This window comes from Planococcus sp. CP5-4_YE (assembly GCF_019042655.1).
In the GTDB taxonomy this organism is placed as follows: Bacteria; Bacillota; Bacilli; order Bacillales_A; family Planococcaceae; genus Planococcus.
Genome location: NZ_JAHPZO010000002.1, coordinates 290,480 through 307,784 on the forward strand (window position 1 = coordinate 290,480; position 17,305 = coordinate 307,784).

Sequence of the window (17,305 nt, forward strand, 5' to 3'; positions counted from 1 at the left end):
GGTCAAACCATTTACGCAGCAGTGATTTTTCGATCTTTTGGCAAAGCTAGGCCCACCAGCCCGAGAATCGGCAGCACGGAAATAATAACCATCGTTTCATAAACCCCAATCGAATCCATCAACACGCCGATCGCGACGGCTCCAATAGCCCCCATGCCGAACGCCAAACCGACTGTCAGCCCCGACATTGTACCGATTCTGCTTGGCACGAGTTCCTGGGCGTAAACGACCATGACCGAAAAGCTCAACATGAGGAAAAAGCCCAGGACGGACAGAATGACCGCAACTATCGGCAAGGCCACATACGGCAGCACCAGCGCCAGAGGAATCGGCACGATCAACGACAGCACAATGACACGTTTGCGGCCGATGCGGTCTGCGAGCGGGCCACCGAAAAAGGTTCCGAACGCCCCGATTCCAAGAAATAGAAAGATAAACATTTGCCCTTGCTGAATAGTTACCCCATAGTTATCCATTAAATGGAATATATAAAAACTCGTAATCGTCGTTATGTAAAAAGTACGCGCGAAAATAATTAGTAACAGCAAGGTTAAAGCCGTACCCACTTGCTTTTTCGTCAAAGGCGGCAGTGAAGACAGCACCGCTTTTTTCACTTTCGCGAGCTTATCACGCTCTAACTGCGCCCTGTACCAAGCGGAAATCTTCGTGAGCACGAAAATGCCGAGCGCTGCGACGAAGAGAAACAGCGCTGCGCCCCGTTGGCCGAGCGGTACGAGGATGAATGCGCTGATCAAAGGGGCCAGCGCTTGACCAGAGTTGCCCCCAACTTGGTAAATCGACTGTGATAAGCCGCGTCTCGATCCCGCTGCCATATAGGAAACGCGCGAGCCTTCCGGATGAAATACCGCAGAACCGAAGCCAAGAAAGATCACCGACAGCAAGATGAGCCAATACTCCGGCGCAAACGCTAAGCCCGCGATCCCGATAAACGAGAACACCATGCCGAGCGGCAACGCATAGGGCATCGGCTTTTTATCGCTCGCAAATCCAATGACCGGCTGCAAGACAGACGCCACCATGTTCAGCGCAAAAGCGATCAGCCCGAGCTGCGTGAAGGACAAGCCCAGATCCTTCTCTAAAATCGGAAACATTGCCGGAATCACCGCCTGCAAGGAATCATTCAGTAAATGGACACCGCCGATCGCGAACATCACCGGATAAACCGGATTTCCCGCGAGCGACGATGAAGAAATTGCTTTTGCCATAAAGCCGCCTCCAAATTAAGTAATTACGATTTTTCCATTATAACCCACATTGCGTGTACAAGAGCATGCACAAAAAGCGCAGTTGCACATTCACCAATGAATGCCCATCTGCGCGCTTTGTTTCTGCTTATGAGCCCGCCTTACAGTAAACGGAGGAATAGCACTTTCAAGTAATCACCTTCTGGAAATCTCCGGTCGACATGGAAATCCGCCGGCAGGCTATACGTCTCCACCACTTTGTATTTCTGATTTTTATCTTTGAATGCTTTATCGATCATTTGGGTGAACTTCTTCATATTGAACGAAGCGCTATTGGTGGAAGCGACGATCAAGCCTTCCGGCGCCGTAATATCGATTGTTTCTTTCATCAAATTGGTATAATCTTTCGCCGCACTGAAGACATGCTTTTTCGAGCGCGCAAAGCTTGGCGGATCGAGGACGACCAGATCAAAGCTTAAGTTTTTGCGCTTGGCGTATTTGAAATAATTGAAGACATCCATGACCAAAATGTCCTGCTCGTCAAAATCAATGCCGTTAATGCTGAACTGCTCGATGGTTTTGGCTGAGCTGCGCTTCGCGAGATCCACGCTCGTCGTTTTGTCGGCACCGCCAAGCGCCGCCGCCACTGAAAACGCTCCCGTATAGGAGAAAGTGTTAAGCACGCTTTTGCCTTCCGCATATTTTGTGCGGATCGCCTGGCGCACATCGCGCTGGTCGAGGAAAATGCCAGTCATCGCGCCGTCGTTCAAATATACCGCGAAATTCATGCCGTTCTCTCTAACAATCAACGGGAATTCTCCGCGCTCGCCCGATACGAAATCATCGTCTTCGATATACTGGCCTTTCGTATCGAACCTTTTTTTCTCATAGATTCCGGTGCATTCCACTACGTTCTCCAAAGCGGCCACGACGTCCTCGCGGAACGAGTAGACCCCTTCGCTATACCAGGACAGCAGATAGAATCCTGCGTAGTAATCAATCGTCAACCCTCCGAAGCCATCTCCTTCGCCGTTGAAGACACGGAAAGCGGTCGTCTCTGGATTGTTGAAGAATTTCTCGCGGCGGCTGAATGCCAATTCCAGCTTGCGTTCAACAAAGGCTTGGCCGACTGCCTCGTCCTGGTTTCTCGTCAACACCCAGCCGGCGCCCTTGTTCTGCTCGCCGTAATAGCCAGTGCCCAAATGTTCCCCGTCTTTATCGACAAGGCGCAGTAAGGTTCCTTCCGGCGCGTCGATTTCACTCATTAATCCGTCTTTTGTGATGAGTGGAGACCCTTTCGCCAATTCATTTCTCAAAACATCTTTCACTGTTGCCGTCAATTCGTTTCTCACAATTCCTCATCCTATCTATGCCGTTGCGTTTTGCATTATAATCAGTGTAAAGGAAATCCATCGCCCTGCCCACTTTCAAATGCCCTTTTCAATGAATTGGATAAGGAAAGGAGGAGCCGTCGTGAAAAAGAAATTCTACATCTACAACATCCTGCTGACCAACGGAGACATGCTGGAAGGCATCCGCATTGAAGGCGCGCTTGAAGACCATTTCATCGGCATTGCCGTCAGCCTATTTCCGGTAGAAGATGCAGCGGGCAAGACGATTGTCTTGAACCTCTTCCACATCGTGCGTGCAGAGCTTGTGCACATTGAAGAAGCTTAGTGAAGTTAGTGAGGGTTAGTTTGCGGAAATGCTAGGATGTTTCGAATGAAGCTTCATCGAGATATTCGCCGCCGTGCTTTGGGTTGGCCTTTAGCAGTAAGCCAGGAAGAACGCCTGTCTTCCTGCGTCGGCTCATCCTTGGCGCTGGGCGGCTGTGAGATTTCGTTGATTCGAGTATGTTTAATCAAATCTGATTCTTTAGTCAGTTGCCGGCTAGCGGGGAAATCGCTTCCCAGGATGAAGTAAAGGTGAAGATAGCGAGGGTTTATTTGTGTAAGTGTGTTGGGCGTTGTTCTAAAGTCACCTACTATTCGCCGCCGTGCTTTGGGTTGGCCTTTAGCAGTAAGCCAGGAAGAACGCCTGTCTTCCTGCGTCGGCTCACCCTTGTCGCTGGGCGGCTGGGAGATTTCATTGAGTTTCTTATGTTTAATCAGATCTGCTTCTGTAACTAGTTGCCGGCTAGTGGGGGAATCACTTCCTATGATGCAGCGTCTGGCACGTTGGTGCTTGAACCGAATATCTTGTTGGAAGATGAGGATTGAAAATCGCATTCTCTTTGATCCAAATGATACGAGCTACAAACCATGACGCATCTCCTCATTTCCCCCATCGAGTGGACAGAAGAAGTTTTCTTCCCCTCTAAACTAGAGACGGAGTGGAAGGGGGCTGACGCCTGTGGGACCGTGCGGGCTGGCGAGACAATCGTGTCGCGTCCTTTGCGGCACGTTGGCTCAACACCCGCCCCACGGCAAGCAGCCCCCTGCAACGCAGTCGATAAACAGAAACTTTTTTAATCACTTCTTTTAATTCCAAGCTTTCTAAACTTTGTTCTCAACATTTCTCTCAACAGAAAAAAGCGCTCCGCAGTAACGCGGAACGCTTTGTATTCATTGGTTATTCTTGCATCCATTCCCATGCATCGTTCATTTCGTCGAGCTTGAAATGGCGTGTTTCCAGGCCGTTCGCGAAGCCGTGCCAGCCGCTCGCTGCCGAGGTCCAGTCTCTTTCACTGATAACCGCGAACTTGCGCGCTTGGCTCCAGCTATGCCGATCGATTTCTGCACTGTCTGCTGCATCGAACAAAGTCGAATCTTCTACTTTATAGATGATCGCATACATATTGAAATGGCCTTTCTCGCTCACTTTGTCGCGGATGACATGATCCAATTTCTCAATGTCGGCTTTGCTGGCACGCCCTTCCACTTCAATCGCAATCGTTTCTATGTCTTTACTCGGTACAATTGACAACATGTCTCTTCACCTCTCCTTTATCCAATCCCAAGCCTGCTCCATCTGGTCGATCGGGAAATATTCAGCTTGAACGCCCGGAAGTTTGTCGATAACGCCCGATGCTTTATCGAGCCAATTTTGTTCGCTGACAATTGCGAGTTTATTATACTGGGTCCACCGCTTGGCATCGATGGCGAGCTCCTCGAACATCGCGCCTGCTGTAGGGGCATCGATATCGCCGATTACAGCATAGACATTGAATTTCTCATCGTTGCGGAATTTCTCGAATACGACATTATCGAATTTTTTCAAATCGTCTTTGGTCACCTTGCCTTCGACTTCGATAGCAAAGGTTTGTTCGTCTTTACTGGTAACGAATGATAACATGGCGGCTCCTCCTTAAAGTTTCCTGATGGTGTTGTTATTCCCTTTACAGCAGGCATCAAACTGACCTTAAGAAATCCATGTTTTAGATATATTGCATTCTGCATTTTACTGCTCTACAGATTAGTGTATAATGGAGTCAGATAATTTCGAAAGGAGATTTACTATGCCGATTCCTGTAGACCATACAAGGCCGGTACGCGTTTCCGCTAAAGAAAGTGCCCATTTGCAATTGCAGCAATGGATCATCGATGGTACTTTACAGCCTGGCGAGAAACTGGTCGACACTGAACTCGCTGAAGCTCTTAATTTGAGCCGGACACCGATTCGAGAAGCTCTGCAGCTTCTTGAAGTGCAAGGATTCATTGAAATGTTTCCTGGCAAAGCTACACGCGTGACGGATATCCATATCGAAGACATCAAACATCTCCTGCCTCCCCTTGCCGTGCTACAAGCACTTGCCGGTGAACTGGCCATTCCTAATTTGACCGCTGAGATTTTTGGGCTTTTAGAAGAAACCAACCGAAAATTTGCGCGTGCTATTCGCAATAGCGATTCGTTCTCTGCATTGAAAATCGATGAGGAGTTCCATCAAATCATCGTGGATGCAGCCGGCAATCCATATATAGATTCCATTCTCGGCCAGCTTCAATCACACGTCCGCAGACAGTTTTTCCATCATTCCCTTGTCCTGACGATGCGTTCCCATGACGAGCATATTGAAATTATCGAAACCCTCAAAGCCGGAGACGCTGAAAAAATTTCACACTTGATGAAATCCAACTGGGTCCGCACCATCGAAGAACTGACCGCTTCCAAAGGCATTTAAAAAAGCTGTTTCCACCGTGTTGGACACGTTGGAAACAGCTTTTTTCTAGCGATTGGTAAATGCAGGTGATTCCGACGCCCTGCGGTTTCTCAAACGGGCGACAATGCCTGAAATGAGGATGGCAGCCAAAGCTGGCACGAACCAACCGAGTCCATCGCCATAAAGCGGCAGAACTTCTGCATAAAAGTCGACGATGCTTTGGAGCCATGCTGGATTTCCCATGCCAAGCGAACCCGTTAAGGTTTTCAATCCGTCGATGATCGCGATGAAGAAAGTCACGCCGATAGCCGATACATAAACGATGCGGCTATGATTGAAAAGTGGTGACATAAACGCCAGCATAATCAGGACAATTGCGAGTGGATACAAGAACATCAATACAGGAATTGAATAGGTGATAATATTCGAAAGTCCAGCATTGGTGACGACCAATGAAAACACCGTAAAGATAAAGACATAGGTCCGGTAGCTGATGCCAGGCGTCAGCTTATGGAAAAATTCTGAAGTGGCGACAGTCAAGCCGACCGCGGTCGTAAGACATGCCAAGGTGATGATCACTGCCAACAGCATAGCGCCTAACGTACCGAAATAATGTTCAGAAGCCCCGCTCAGAACCGGACCTCCGGTTTCCAAAAGGCCCAGTTGCGAAGTGCTGGTTGCGCCAAGAAACGCGATTCCTGTGTACACGACTGCCAACAACGCAGCTGCTACAGCCCCGCTGCAAAGTGTCGCCTTCAGCAAACCACTCGATGAAGTGACGCCCATTTTCTGGACGGCTGAAATGACGATGATCCCGAACACAAGAGAAGCGAGCGCGTCCATCGTGTTATACCCTTCCGTAAATCCAGTCAAAAAGGCACCGCTTGCGTACCCCTCTTGTGCAGGGCCAGCTTCTCCCATCGGAGACACGAACGCGGCAACTAGCAAGATGCCAAGAACGACCAAGATGGCCGGAGCCAAGAATTTGCCAATGCTGTCGACCATTTGTGTCGGGTTCAATGATAGCAATAAAGAAATCACGTAAAAGATCACCGAGAAGACAATCAAGCCGATCGCGACTGATCCTTCACCGATGAATGGCACGATGCCTACTTCATAAGAAACGGCTGCTGTCCGCGGCAATGCGAAGAACGGTCCGATCGTCAAATAAAGCGCGGCAGTGAACAATAAGCCGTACACCGGATGAACGCGGCTCGAGAGATCTTGCAAGTCGCGGCTTTTCGAAAAGCCGATCGCTAAGATACCGAGAAGCGGTAAACCGACGCCAGTTGTCAAGAAACCGGCCATTGCCAACCAAACATTCTCGCCTGCGTATTGGCCAAGTTGTGCCGGGAAAATTAAGTTCCCTGCTCCGAAAAATAATGCGAAAAGCATTGTCCCAATGATAAGATAAGCCTTCATCGATAATTTGCTGTCCATACTTACTATCTCCTTCACTTTTTGAATATTCATTCTTTTATATATCAAAATACTATCAACGAATAATTGTATGCGATATATTGCATAAGGTAATAGTACAACATCCTCTACAAAATGCAAGCATTAAATTATTGTTTTCGGAAAATTTCATTATCCGCTAGAAATCTTGGCGTAAAGAGCTTTTGCGCTATAACATTTTCTTCCTTTACTTACAGTTACTGCGCCTCAGTTCACGAACTATTGGCTCGCATTTCCAATCCATTGCTGTAAAATATCTACATATATGAAGACGTCCATCGTTTTCCCAAACTGTCCGGAAGGCGGAGGTGCCCCATGAAGATCGTACGCATCGTTTTGCAATTGCTTGTCCTGTACGGCTTTTTGCTGATTGGCGAAGCTATTCAAGCTTTGCTCCAGTTGCCGATGCCCGGAAGCATCATCGGCTTCTTGCTGTTGTTCAGCGCTTTATTGCTGAAAATTTATCCCCTCGAATGGATAGACGCCGGCGCTACTTTTTTATTAAGCTTTCTTTCCTTATATTTCATTCCGGCCACGGTCGGTGTAGTTAACTACGGCCCATTGTTTTCCGGAAAAGGCGTGTTGCTGCTGCCGATCGTGATCATCAGTACGCTCATCACGATGGCCGCCGCCGGATTTGTTAGCCAGCAAATCGCGAATCGAAGCGCAGCACAAAAGGAGGAATCGTAATCATGGCATTCACTTCCTCCGCCATTGTGTTCTCTGTCCTGACCGTAGCAACTTATGTTATCGCCAATTTCCTCTATATGCGCTTTCGTAAAACGCCCTTGAATCCTGTCATTACCTCGACGGTAGCGCTGGTGGCCATTTTGATCCTGTTCGATGTCCCTTATGAGACCTATATGGAAGGCGGCGACTGGGTGGCGGCTTTTCTCGGCCCGGCTGTGGTCGCGCTTGCTGTCCCGCTCTATAAGCATCGTGAATTGCTCCAGAAAAACCTGGTCCCGATCGCGGCGGGGATTACCGCCGGCGTCGTCGCAGGTCTGGTCAGTGGCACGCTCTTCACGCGCTGGCTCGGCTTTACGGAAGAATTGATCTTGACGGTCTTGCCGAAATCATTGACTACTCCTGTGGCTATGCAAGTGGCATTAACCATCGGCGGCATCCCGTCGCTGGCTGCTGTATTCGTTATGGTCGCCGGCTTCACTGGCATCCTGCTCGGGCCATATTTGCTGCACTTATTGAACATCGATTCCCCAATCGGGCGCGGCATCGGCCTGGGCGCTTCTGCCCACGGGCTTGGTACAGCGAAAGCGTTCGAATACGGCCCGGAGGATGCCTCTATGAGTTCCGTGGCGATGACCTTGGCCGCCGTTTTGGGCGCATTGCTCAGCCCGCTCGCCGCCTGGTTGCTATTATGAACCTAAAAATCCCCAGCGCTTTATCGCGCGGGGGATTTTTTTCATCTCTCCTTCTATATATGCTGCCATTCAGTTAGCCATCAATTTTGCAAATCACGCCGGCGGAAGCCATAGGCACCTGCCAGCGCCAAGGCTGCGGCGATTGCGACCATCAATGCGAGCATACCGTAATTGACCTCGTCCAATGGAATCGCTGGGATGTGTCCGTATGGCGTTAGCTTTTCCACCCACTCCGGAAGCTGCAGCAATTCTCCCAAGTAGACGACAAAAAATGATACACCTAAGTAAAGCCAGAGGAAACTCGCAATATTAGGCCAGTAGCCAATAAATGCTAAGGCCAGCCCGATCATGATTAGCACCGCAGGCAAATACGCTAGCGGCGCGCCGAGATAGGTGTTAAACGATAAACTGTCTTCTAATACGCTATTGCCCGCAATGCCGAGTCCAAGCCCGGTCATCGCAAGCATCGTGACGGCAGTCAATGAAGCTAGGAGCCAATAGCTGAAAACAAGGCGCACGCGGGAAACCGAGCGGCTCACCAGGTGCTCCATCCGCTCATTCTTTTCTTCTGTCTTAATTTTCAATACCACCATAATCGCTGGGATTGAAGCCAAAATGGCCATGACTGATGACAACACAGGAATGAACAATTCGATCAAGCTAAATCCCGCCTGCTGGACAATCAATTGCTGGAAAAGATCGATATCATCGAAGAAACTTTCGATTTCGCCAAGCACGGAGCCATAAGAAGCGCCCAGAATAAACATGGCAACTGCCCAAGCAATCAGGCTCGTGCGTTGAAGGCGAAATGCTAAACCAAACGTCCCCTGCAGCATGCTAGAAGCCGTAGTGCGTCCGGCACGCGTCGGCAAAAAGCCCGAATCATGGTCACGGATGCTGTTTAAATACAAGGCAAGGATAGAGAGAGCGAGTGCCAAGCCGAGCGACAGCCCAACCGGCCACCACTCGTTTTCAATATACGGCTTGGCACGCAAAATCCATCCGAGCGGAGAGCTGAGTGCCAATGGTTCGCTCATGACGTCGCCTATTGCACGAATCATGTAAAATGCGAGCAGCGCGGCAATCGACAATCCGGTCGTAGCCCGTGCATTCTGGGTCAATTGCGCAATGACGGTCGTGAACGCGGCAAACAACCAGCCCGTGGCGCCAAGTGCTGCCCCAAACAAGATCGAGCCATGAAAATCCACACTGTCGACTCCAAGAGCTGCCATCGAAACTCCGGTCACTAAAGCGAGTAAGGCATTGACACCCGCTAGCACGCCTAAAACTGCTGCCGTAGTCGACAACCGGCCGACAGGAAGCGCACGTACCAGCTCCAGCCGCCCTTCTTCTTCATCGCCTCGCGTATGGCGGCTGACCAATAAGATATTCATCAGCGCCACAACAGCGGCCGTCATCAACAGCATTTCATGTGCCGTCATAGCGCCTGTCGTATAGTCCATTCCGCCGTAATTAGGCCCGACCATGGCGATCATCGCCGGATTTTCCATCGTTTCGCTTAAAGCTTGGCGTTCGATATCATCTCCGTATAAATTTTCGAAGACGAGGACGACACCTGCCGATACAAAAGCGAACGACAAGATCCAGATGGGCAGGCGGACGCGGTCTCTCCGCAAAATAAAACGCATCAAACTCCACGTATGATCAAAAAGCTGGCTCATCACACGCCACCCCCTGCTCCTGTCTCGGTTTCTTCATAATGGCGGATAAACAAATCTTCCAAGGTTGGCGGACGGCTTTCCATCCGCTTCAGGCCGAACGCACTTAAATGGCGAACGACTGCATCAAGCTCATCGCTGTCCACTTGGAACGACCAGCCCCCGTCGAACGCCTGCACACGGTGTACGCCCGGAAGTTCTGCCAAATCTGGTATCGGCTGATGGGTTTCAATGAACATCAAGGAACCAGTCAAATGGCGCATTTCCTTGAGGGTCCCGGTTTCGATGATGCGACCTTTGCGGATGATCGCCACGCGGTCGCATAGCTTTTCCACTTCCGACAAGATATGGCTCGATAACAGGATGCTCTTTCCTTGTGCTTTCGCTTCGTCAACGTATTCGGAAAATACGCGCTCCATCAGCGGGTCGAGGCCTGAAGTCGGCTCATCAAAGATATAGAGATCGGCATCAGCGGAAAAGGCGGCGATCAGCGCCACTTTCTGGCGATTGCCTTTTGAATAGGTCCGGCATTTCTTGCTTGGGTCGAGCCCGAACCGGCTGATCAGTTCATCGCGCCGTTTCTTATCGTAGCCGCCGCGTAGTCTACCGAACAAATCGATTACTTCGCCGCCGGTCAGGTTCGGCCATAAATTGACATCACCCGGCACATACGCCACCCGTTTATGGATATCGACCGCATCTTTCCAAACATCTTTGCCGAAAATCTCGGCGCTGCCCTCGGATGCTTTCAAAATGCCAAGCAGCACGCGCAAGGTCGTGGACTTCCCCGCCCCATTCGGCCCGATAAAGCCAAATACTTCGCCTTCTTTCACTTCGATGTCAACGCCATCCAACGCCTTGAAATCTCCGAAGGTTTTACTGAGCCCTTGTGTTTTGACGACTGTCATCGCGATTCCTCCTCCGTTTCGTAAAAGCTCTTCTTCAATATGGCCAAATACTCATAGAATTCTTCCCAATACGGCGCGAAATCAATCTCGGAAAGTTTTTGCCCCGTCAATCTGGCAAGCAGCTCCTGCTGGTAACCATCGATCGACCACCGGATCAAATGAAACACTTTATCCGGATCTGCATCTTTACGGAACCGGCTAGTATCGATGCCATCATACATAAGGCTGTAACCGAATTGCTTCAATTCCTCTATTTTTGCCGCCAGCTCTTTTGGCAAATGCGCTTTGCTTTCTTGCAAAAAGATGGCCGAAAACTTGAACACTTCTTCATTTTCCGCTTGGGCTTCCATTTTCAGGCGGGCAAGCTGCGTGAGCCGTTCGATCAAATCCGGTTCCTCTGCGTCTACTCGATCCAAATAGCGTCTCTGGATGAATTCAAGGCTATACTTCACCAAATACTCATAGAGCTCCTGCTTGCTGGTGAAATAATAAAACAACATTCCTTTGCCGATCCCCGCTGTTTTAACGATGCGGTTGGTCGATGCCTTGTCGTAGCCATGTGCCGCAAACTCCTCAAGCGCTGCCTGGCGGATGGTGTATTGCTTGCTTGCTTCCAAACTTTCAAACCGTGCAATGATAATGTCCACCTCCGCTTCTCACGTGCCATTAGACCACCCTGGTCGATTTAAATATACAGTGTTCGACCACCCTGGTCAAATTTAAAAATCAGATAATTACAACTTTATTTTCCAAGAGCATTCTAGCTTTCCTGAAAGCGCTTATCATGCTATGTTTTACATAAGTATGACAAGACAGGAGGAGCTTCTTTTGAATAAAATCATGACCCCTAAGTTTTCTGTCGCCGCACTCACTGCAGCCGCAGCACTTACTTTGTCCGCATGCGGCAGCGATAGCGAAGAAACTGCTGACACGGCAAGCGCCTGGGACGAGATTCAAGAACAAGGCACATTGACGGTTGCGACATCCGGCACACTTTACCCGACTTCGTACCGCGAGGAAGGCACCGATGAATTGACCGGCTTTGAAGTCGAAGTCGTCCGCGAAATGGCCGAACGCCTTGAACTCGAAGTCGAATTCTCTGAAATGGGCTTTGACGAGATGATGACATCGGTCCAGACAGGCCAAGTCGATATCGCCGCGAACGATATCGAGATCAATGAAGACCGCAAGGAGAAATTTGTGTTCTCCACTCCGTTCAAATATTCGTACGGTACTGCTATCGTCCGTGAAGGCGACCTTTCCGGCATCGAAACACTCGAAGATCTCGAAGGCAAAAAAGCAGCCGGCGCTTCGACATCCGTCTATATGGAAACAGCCCGTTCATACGGCGCTGAAGAAGTGACGTATGACAACGCCACGAATGAAACCTATTTGCGCGATGTGGCAATCGGCCGCACCGATGTTATCCTTAATGATTATTATTTGCAGACGCTCGCCATCGAAGCGTTCCCGGAACTCGACATCGTCATCCACCCGACGATCAAATACCGCCCATCTGAAGGCGGCATGGTCATGAACAAAGGCAATGACGAACTGGTCGAAAACGTCAACCAGGCGATAGATGAAATGCTTGAAGACGGCACCATCGCTGAACTTTCCGCCGAGTTTTTCGACGGAGCCGATGTGACCCAGCCGATTGAAATTGAAGAATAACCTCCACTGACCCGATGTCCGCTTCTGCGGCCATCGGGTTTTTTATAAAATGCTATTATTTTAATAACATTCCTCTTACCTTTTTAGAAGTTTTTTCCTTTCCCACTCCCGTAAGCCTCTTATTCATCAAGTCAAATTATTGATTCATTTCGATAGTTTTACTGATTTATCGGCAGTCGTGCTTGCTAAACTCCAACTTTTCTCCACTTTCATTCACCAGTGAGAAGTATTATACTATTAAAGTATTCAGAATAATCTGCAGATGAGGTGAACTTTTTGGTATTCACATTTTCCCCACTCAGCGAACAAGCGCTGGTCATCGAAACCGGCACCAACATCAATAAAGAGTCGGAACAAGCCGTTCGCAAACTAGCGGCGATTCTGGAAAAAGAGGCACCGGACTGGTTAATCGAATTCATCCCGGCGTTCACGACCGTGACGGTTTTCTACGACCCATGCCGCCTCAAGCAAGCGGAAGTTGAACGAGAACTGCATCTCTTAATCGCACAGTTGGATGATGTCGAAGCCCCGGCCCCGCGCAAAATCGAAATTCCCGTTTGCTACGGCGGCGAGTTCGGTCCTGATCTCAGCTTTGTCGCAGAGCATAATGGCCTTACTGAAGAAGAAGTCGTAAAAATCCACACGTCCGGCATCTACAGCGTGCACATGATCGGTTTCGCCCCAGGATTTCCATTCATCGGCGGCATGTCCGAAAAAATTGCAGCCCCGCGCAGGAAATCACCGCGTTTGCGCATCCCGGAACGCACCGTTGGAATCGCTGGCATGCAAACCGGCGTCTATCCGATTGAAACACCTGGCGGCTGGCAGTTGATCGGCCGAACGCCATTGCGCCTGTTCATTCCGGAACAAAACATTCCGAGTTTGTTGCGCGCAGGCGATGAAATCCGCTTCACGCAAATCGATGAAGCCGAATACCATGAACAGGAGGCGAAGCGAGATGCTGAACATTCGTAAAGGTGGGATGCAGACAGCGGTCCAGGACCTCGGCCGCACCGGATTCCAGCGCTACGGCATTATCGCAAGCGGCGTCATGGACCCGTTTGCCCACCGCGTCGCCAACCTGCTCGCGGGCAATGCGGAAACGTCTCCGACTTTGGAAATTGCCTTGTCCGGCCCGGTCATCGAGTTCGAAGCCGACCATTTCATCGCCATTTGCGGAGGTGATTTGTCTCCATTGCTCGACGGTCAGCCGCTCCCGATGTGGCGCGGCCATTTCGTCCAAAGAGGCAGTGTCTTGTCGTTCGGCGAGCCAAAGCGCGGCGCACGCAGTTATTTGGCCGTGGCGGGCAGCTTTGACGTGCCGCCTGTCATGGACAGCCACTCGACCTATTTACGGGCAGGCATCGGCGGCTTCGAAGGGCGCGCCTTAAAAAATGGCGACGTCTTGAAGACGCTCCCTCTTCCTGCCGGGCGCCTGGAAGCCTTAAAAAACCAGAACGCACAGGCGCCTGACTGGCTCATCCCGCCTGTTCCCTATCACGAGCAACCAATCGTCCGGATGATGCCGGGACGGCAATTCACCCTCTTCAATGAAGAGAGCCGCTCACGTATATTCGAAAAAACTTTCACCGTTTCGGCCAGTTCAGACCGCATGGGCTATCGTTTGGAAGGTGCTGAACTGGCACTTGAGAAGCAGGAAGAATTGATTTCGGAAGCGGTTGCGTTCGGCTCTGTGCAAGTGCCGGCAGACGGCAACCCAATTGTTCTTTTAGCCGACCGACAGACAACTGGCGGCTACCCGAAAATCGGCCAAGTCGCAGCGGTCGACTTGCCGCTGATCAGCCAATTAAAACCCGGCGAATCGCTGAAATTCCGCCATATATCCGTCAATGATGCACAGCAGCTTTATATTGAACAAGAACAGCAGATCCGCCAATTGAAAATCGCTATCCATCTGAAACGGGAGGAATAAATATGAACCATACAGTAGATTTGAACTGCGACATGGGCGAAAGCTTCGGCACGTATTCACTCGGCAACGACAAAGTGATTCTCGATTACGTCACGTCCGCCAATATCGCTTGCGGCTTTCACGCAGGCGACCCGGCGACGATGCGCGAAACCGTTAAGCTTGCGCTCGATAAAAACGTCGGCATCGGTGCGCACCCAGGACTTCAGGACCTTGCCGGTTTCGGGCGGCGCAACATGGCTGTCACACCACAGGAAATATATGATCTTGTCATTTACCAAATTGGTGCACTGTACGGTTTTGTTAAAGCAGAAGGCGGAAAGCTTCAACACGTGAAAGCCCACGGCGCCATGTACGATATGGCCGCAGGCGATGCCAAGCTGTCCGAAGCAATCGCAGAAGCGGTCTATAAAATCGACCCCGAACTGGTTTTGTTTGGCTTGTCGGGCAGCGAAATCATCAAAGCCGGCAACCGCATCGGCCTGCGCACCGCCAATGAAGTGTTTTCCGACCGCACGTATCAACCGGACGGCACACTCACTCCGCGCAGCCAGGCCAATGCGCTCATCACCGATCCAGATGCCGCGATCCAGCAAGTCATCCGCATGGTCAAAGAAAGCAAAGTCATCAACACAGAAGGCACCGAAACCGCTTTGAAGGCAGAAACGATCTGCATCCACGGCGATGGCAAAACCGCAAAAGAGTTCGCGCTGCATATTTCCAGCTCCTTGAAAGAGGCGGGAATCGCTATCCAACATATTCAGAAAATCGTTTAACACCGCCTAAAGAGGCACTTCCATGAACAATGTCAAAAAGGTGAAAAACACCAATCGCATCGTGTTGCTCGGCGCTGCCTTGCTGATGGCGACTTCCGCTATCGGGCCCGGGTTCTTGACCCAAACGACCGTTTTCACTGAAACCATATTGGCTTCATTCGGATTCGACATCTTCATCGTTATCCCCATGTCCTGGCTGGACGGCTACATGCTATTGAACGGCATCTTAAATAAGGAGTGAAGGAAGCATGCAATTTACGTCTCCAAAAGAGCTGCGCAGCGCCATCCGAAAAGGCGAATTCCAATCACCGACTTCCGGCTTTACCCCAGGATTCATCCAAACGAATCTGGCCATCTTGCCAAAAGACATGGCGTTTGAATTCCTGCTGTTCTGCCAGCGCAACCCAAAATCCTGCCCGGTCATCGACGTCACAGAACCCGGTTCGTTCGTGCCGGCACTGTCCGCGCCGAACGCCGATTTGCGCACCGACATCCCCAAATACCGCATCTACCGGGACGGCGTATTGACGGAAGAGACGACGGATATCCGGCCATTATGGACAGATGATATGGTCGCATTCCTGCTTGGCTGCAGCTTTACATTCGAAGAAGCACTAACGCAAAACGGCATCCCGATGCGCCATCAGCAACAAGGCTGCAACGTACCGATGTACAAGACATCGATTCCCGCTGTTCCAGCCGGCCGCTTCCAAGGGCCGACCGTCGTCAGCATGCGTCCGATCAAAGAACAAGACATCGTGCGCGCGGTCCAAGTGACGAGCCGCTTTCCGAACGTCCACGGCGCTCCCGTCCATATCGGAAATCCCGAATCGATCGGCATCCAAGACATCACAAAGCCCGATTTCGGCGATGCGGTGGAAATCAAGCCCGGTGAAGTACCGGTCTTTTGGGCTTGCGGCGTCACGCCACAAGCTGTCGCGATGGAAAGCAAACCTTCTTTGATGATCACTCATGCACCTGGGCATATGTTCATCACTGATTTGAAATCAGAAGACTTCAGCGTGTTTTGACAAACTAAAAAAAGTGCTTGTATGGAAATATTCCATACAAGCACTTTTTATTTTTCTGCTTAACTATCCATCAACTGACGGCGGATGCGGATCGCCACTTGCTTCCAATACGATGGTTGATGCGGCACGAAATCGGACAAACCGAGCTTTTGCTTCAATAGATGCCTGCCTTCTTGTGTTTCAATAAATCCACGCGCTTCAATGGTCTCCGTTTGCTTCATGCACAATTCGAAAAATGCCTGGAAATCAACGGTGGCCATCCCCGCGACTTCCTCTGGCTGCAAACGGTAATTCGCCAAGTCGATTTGTGTTCCTTCGTATAGATGAATATAAGCCCGCTCGCGATCGGTAAATCCGGGCAGCAAAATCTCATCATGTACTACTCCAAGCGGCGTCAATTGCTCAAACGCAAGCGCTAAGCCGAGCTCTTCTTCGATTTCCCGCACGCCGTCTTTCATCGTTTCATGCGCTGCGATATGGCCCGCTGCCGTAATGTCAAAAAGCCCTGGAAAATCCGCTTTGTCCTGGCTCCTTAGCTGCAGGTGGATCAGGGTGCGGCCCAATTCACGCGACACGATCCAACAATGAAAGGTCTCATGCCATAAGCCTTGCCGATGGGCTTCATCGCGCGTAGCAACACCTATCAGCGCGCCATCCTCTGTTACGCAAGCAATTTTTTCAATAGCCATCGCGCAACCTCCAAAACACTAATTCTTTCGACTGTGCGGTGCGTTCAAACCCCAGTTTTTCGAGCACGCGAATCGAAGCCGCATTGTCTTCGTAGCATTCCGCCGTCACTTCCCGCACTTCCGGAAATGAAAAGGCCCGATCGATCAAGCCTTGCACGCCTTCTGTAGCGTAGCCGTTTCCTTGGTAAAATTCTTTCACGCCATAGCCGATTTCCACTTTCCCCGCTTTGTCCGGACGCCCTTTAAATCCCATGTCGCCAACCGGCGCGCCAGATTTATCGAAAGCGACCCATGCGCCCCAGCCGTAAAGCCGCTGGTCTTGTTTTAAATCATCCAAATGCAGGCTGATATGCGCACCCATTTCGTAGCTGCCGTATAAATTACGGTATAGTTCTTCCGTAATCGGCACCAGTTTCAACCGCTCCGTCTGAATTTCTTTCGGTAATGAATTGATGTTCATGCGCTTTGCCTCCT

20 protein-coding genes are annotated in these 17,305 nt (G+C 50.5%); 10 read left to right on the forward strand and 10 right to left on the reverse strand.

Annotated elements, in window-relative coordinates:
* Positions 1-11: 11 nt before the first annotated feature.
* Positions 12-1,226 (reverse strand): MFS transporter, encoded by a 1,215-nt coding sequence (locus tag KTG14_RS03875; protein ID WP_216969565.1) that lies wholly within the window; start codon positions 1,224-1,226, stop codon positions 12-14.
* Between the two features lie 140 nt (positions 1,227-1,366).
* Positions 1,367-2,557 carry a class I SAM-dependent rRNA methyltransferase gene (locus KTG14_RS03880; RefSeq protein WP_216969566.1) on the reverse strand — a complete coding sequence of 397 codons (1,191 nt, stop codon included), beginning with the start codon at positions 2,555-2,557 and terminating at the stop codon, positions 1,367-1,369.
* A 121-nt stretch (positions 2,558-2,678) separates the two neighbouring features.
* On the opposite strand from KTG14_RS03880, the gene KTG14_RS03885 reads away from it, so the two are divergent.
* Entirely contained in the window at positions 2,679-2,882 is a 204-nt protein-coding gene (locus KTG14_RS03885; RefSeq protein WP_216969567.1) for a hypothetical protein, read from the forward strand.
* A gap of 894 nt (positions 2,883-3,776) precedes the next feature.
* Here the strand turns inward: KTG14_RS03885 and KTG14_RS03890 are convergent.
* Entirely contained in the window at positions 3,777-4,133 is a 357-nt protein-coding gene (locus KTG14_RS03890) for a SpoIIAA family protein (RefSeq protein WP_216969568.1), read from the reverse strand.
* Positions 4,134-4,139: 6 nt separating this feature from the next.
* On the reverse strand, positions 4,140-4,499 hold the full coding sequence (locus tag KTG14_RS03895) for a SpoIIAA family protein (protein ID WP_216969569.1): 360 nt from the start codon (positions 4,497-4,499) through the stop codon (positions 4,140-4,142).
* A 163-nt stretch (positions 4,500-4,662) separates the two neighbouring features.
* On the opposite strand from KTG14_RS03895, the gene KTG14_RS03900 reads away from it, so the two are divergent.
* Entirely contained in the window at positions 4,663-5,325 is a 663-nt protein-coding gene (locus KTG14_RS03900; RefSeq protein WP_216969570.1) for a GntR family transcriptional regulator, read from the forward strand.
* A 45-nt stretch (positions 5,326-5,370) separates the two neighbouring features.
* Here KTG14_RS03900 and brnQ read toward each other — a convergent pair whose 3' ends face one another.
* The gene (brnQ, locus tag KTG14_RS03905) at positions 5,371-6,744 is read right to left on the reverse strand and encodes a branched-chain amino acid transport system II carrier protein (protein WP_216969571.1); all 1,374 of its coding nucleotides are present in this window, start codon (positions 6,742-6,744) and stop codon (positions 5,371-5,373) included.
* Between the two features lie 333 nt (positions 6,745-7,077).
* Between brnQ and KTG14_RS03910 the strand changes: the two genes are divergently transcribed.
* Together KTG14_RS03910 and KTG14_RS03915 are read left to right on the forward strand one after the other, a co-directional pair.
* Entirely contained in the window at positions 7,078-7,452 is a 375-nt protein-coding gene (locus tag KTG14_RS03910; RefSeq protein WP_216969572.1) for a CidA/LrgA family protein, read from the forward strand.
* Between the two features lie 2 nt (positions 7,453-7,454).
* Positions 7,455-8,144 carry an LrgB family protein gene (locus KTG14_RS03915; RefSeq protein ID WP_216969573.1) on the forward strand — a complete coding sequence of 230 codons (690 nt, stop codon included), beginning with the start codon at positions 7,455-7,457 and terminating at the stop codon, positions 8,142-8,144.
* 80 nt (positions 8,145-8,224) lie between these two features.
* Here the strand turns inward: KTG14_RS03915 and KTG14_RS03920 are convergent, their stop codons facing one another.
* Genes KTG14_RS03920 through KTG14_RS03930 form a run of 3 tightly spaced genes read right to left on the reverse strand, consistent with a single transcriptional unit; the run spans position 8,225 to position 11,378 of the window.
* On the reverse strand, positions 8,225-9,826 hold the full coding sequence (locus tag KTG14_RS03920; protein WP_254177961.1) for an ABC transporter permease: 1,602 nt from the start codon (positions 9,824-9,826) through the stop codon (positions 8,225-8,227).
* Positions 9,826-10,731 (reverse strand): ABC transporter ATP-binding protein, encoded by a 906-nt coding sequence (locus KTG14_RS03925; protein ID WP_216969575.1) that lies wholly within the window; start codon positions 10,729-10,731, stop codon positions 9,826-9,828. The genes KTG14_RS03920 and KTG14_RS03925 overlap by 1 nt, the downstream gene beginning before the upstream one ends.
* On the reverse strand, positions 10,728-11,378 hold the full coding sequence (locus KTG14_RS03930; protein ID WP_308462010.1) for a TetR/AcrR family transcriptional regulator: 651 nt from the start codon (positions 11,376-11,378) through the stop codon (positions 10,728-10,730). Before KTG14_RS03930 ends, KTG14_RS03925 begins: the two co-directional genes overlap by 4 nt.
* A gap of 181 nt (positions 11,379-11,559) precedes the next feature.
* Here KTG14_RS03930 and KTG14_RS03935 point away from each other — a divergent pair, with 181 nt between their 5' ends.
* From KTG14_RS03935 to KTG14_RS03960, 6 genes are all read left to right on the forward strand, one after another.
* Positions 11,560-12,405, forward strand: coding sequence for a transporter substrate-binding domain-containing protein (locus KTG14_RS03935; protein ID WP_374939899.1), 846 nt, complete (start codon positions 11,560-11,562; stop codon positions 12,403-12,405).
* Between the two features lie 276 nt (positions 12,406-12,681).
* Positions 12,682-13,380, forward strand: coding sequence for a 5-oxoprolinase subunit PxpB (pxpB, locus tag KTG14_RS03940; protein WP_216969576.1), 699 nt, complete (start codon positions 12,682-12,684; stop codon positions 13,378-13,380).
* Positions 13,364-14,338: a 5-oxoprolinase subunit C family protein gene (locus KTG14_RS03945; protein WP_216969577.1), complete on the forward strand. Its 975-nt coding sequence runs from the start codon at positions 13,364-13,366 to the stop codon at positions 14,336-14,338. Before pxpB ends, KTG14_RS03945 begins: the two co-directional genes overlap by 17 nt.
* A gap of 2 nt (positions 14,339-14,340) precedes the next feature.
* Entirely contained in the window at positions 14,341-15,111 is a 771-nt protein-coding gene (locus KTG14_RS03950) for a LamB/YcsF family protein (RefSeq protein WP_216969578.1), read from the forward strand.
* Between the two features lie 22 nt (positions 15,112-15,133).
* Positions 15,134-15,352 carry a hypothetical protein gene (locus KTG14_RS03955; protein ID WP_216969722.1) on the forward strand — a complete coding sequence of 73 codons (219 nt, stop codon included), beginning with the start codon at positions 15,134-15,136 and terminating at the stop codon, positions 15,350-15,352.
* A 7-nt stretch (positions 15,353-15,359) separates the two neighbouring features.
* The gene (locus KTG14_RS03960; protein WP_216969579.1) at positions 15,360-16,142 is read left to right on the forward strand and encodes a putative hydro-lyase; all 783 of its coding nucleotides are present in this window, start codon (positions 15,360-15,362) and stop codon (positions 16,140-16,142) included.
* Between the two features lie 59 nt (positions 16,143-16,201).
* On the opposite strand, the gene KTG14_RS03965 is transcribed toward KTG14_RS03960, so the two are convergent.
* Both KTG14_RS03965 and KTG14_RS03970 read right to left on the reverse strand, forming a co-directional pair.
* The gene (locus KTG14_RS03965) at positions 16,202-16,831 is read right to left on the reverse strand and encodes an NUDIX hydrolase (protein ID WP_216969580.1); all 630 of its coding nucleotides are present in this window, start codon (positions 16,829-16,831) and stop codon (positions 16,202-16,204) included.
* On the reverse strand, positions 16,821-17,291 hold the full coding sequence (locus KTG14_RS03970) for a GNAT family N-acetyltransferase (protein WP_216969581.1): 471 nt from the start codon (positions 17,289-17,291) through the stop codon (positions 16,821-16,823). The genes KTG14_RS03965 and KTG14_RS03970 overlap by 11 nt, the downstream gene beginning before the upstream one ends.
* Between the last annotated feature and the right edge of the window lie 14 nt (positions 17,292-17,305).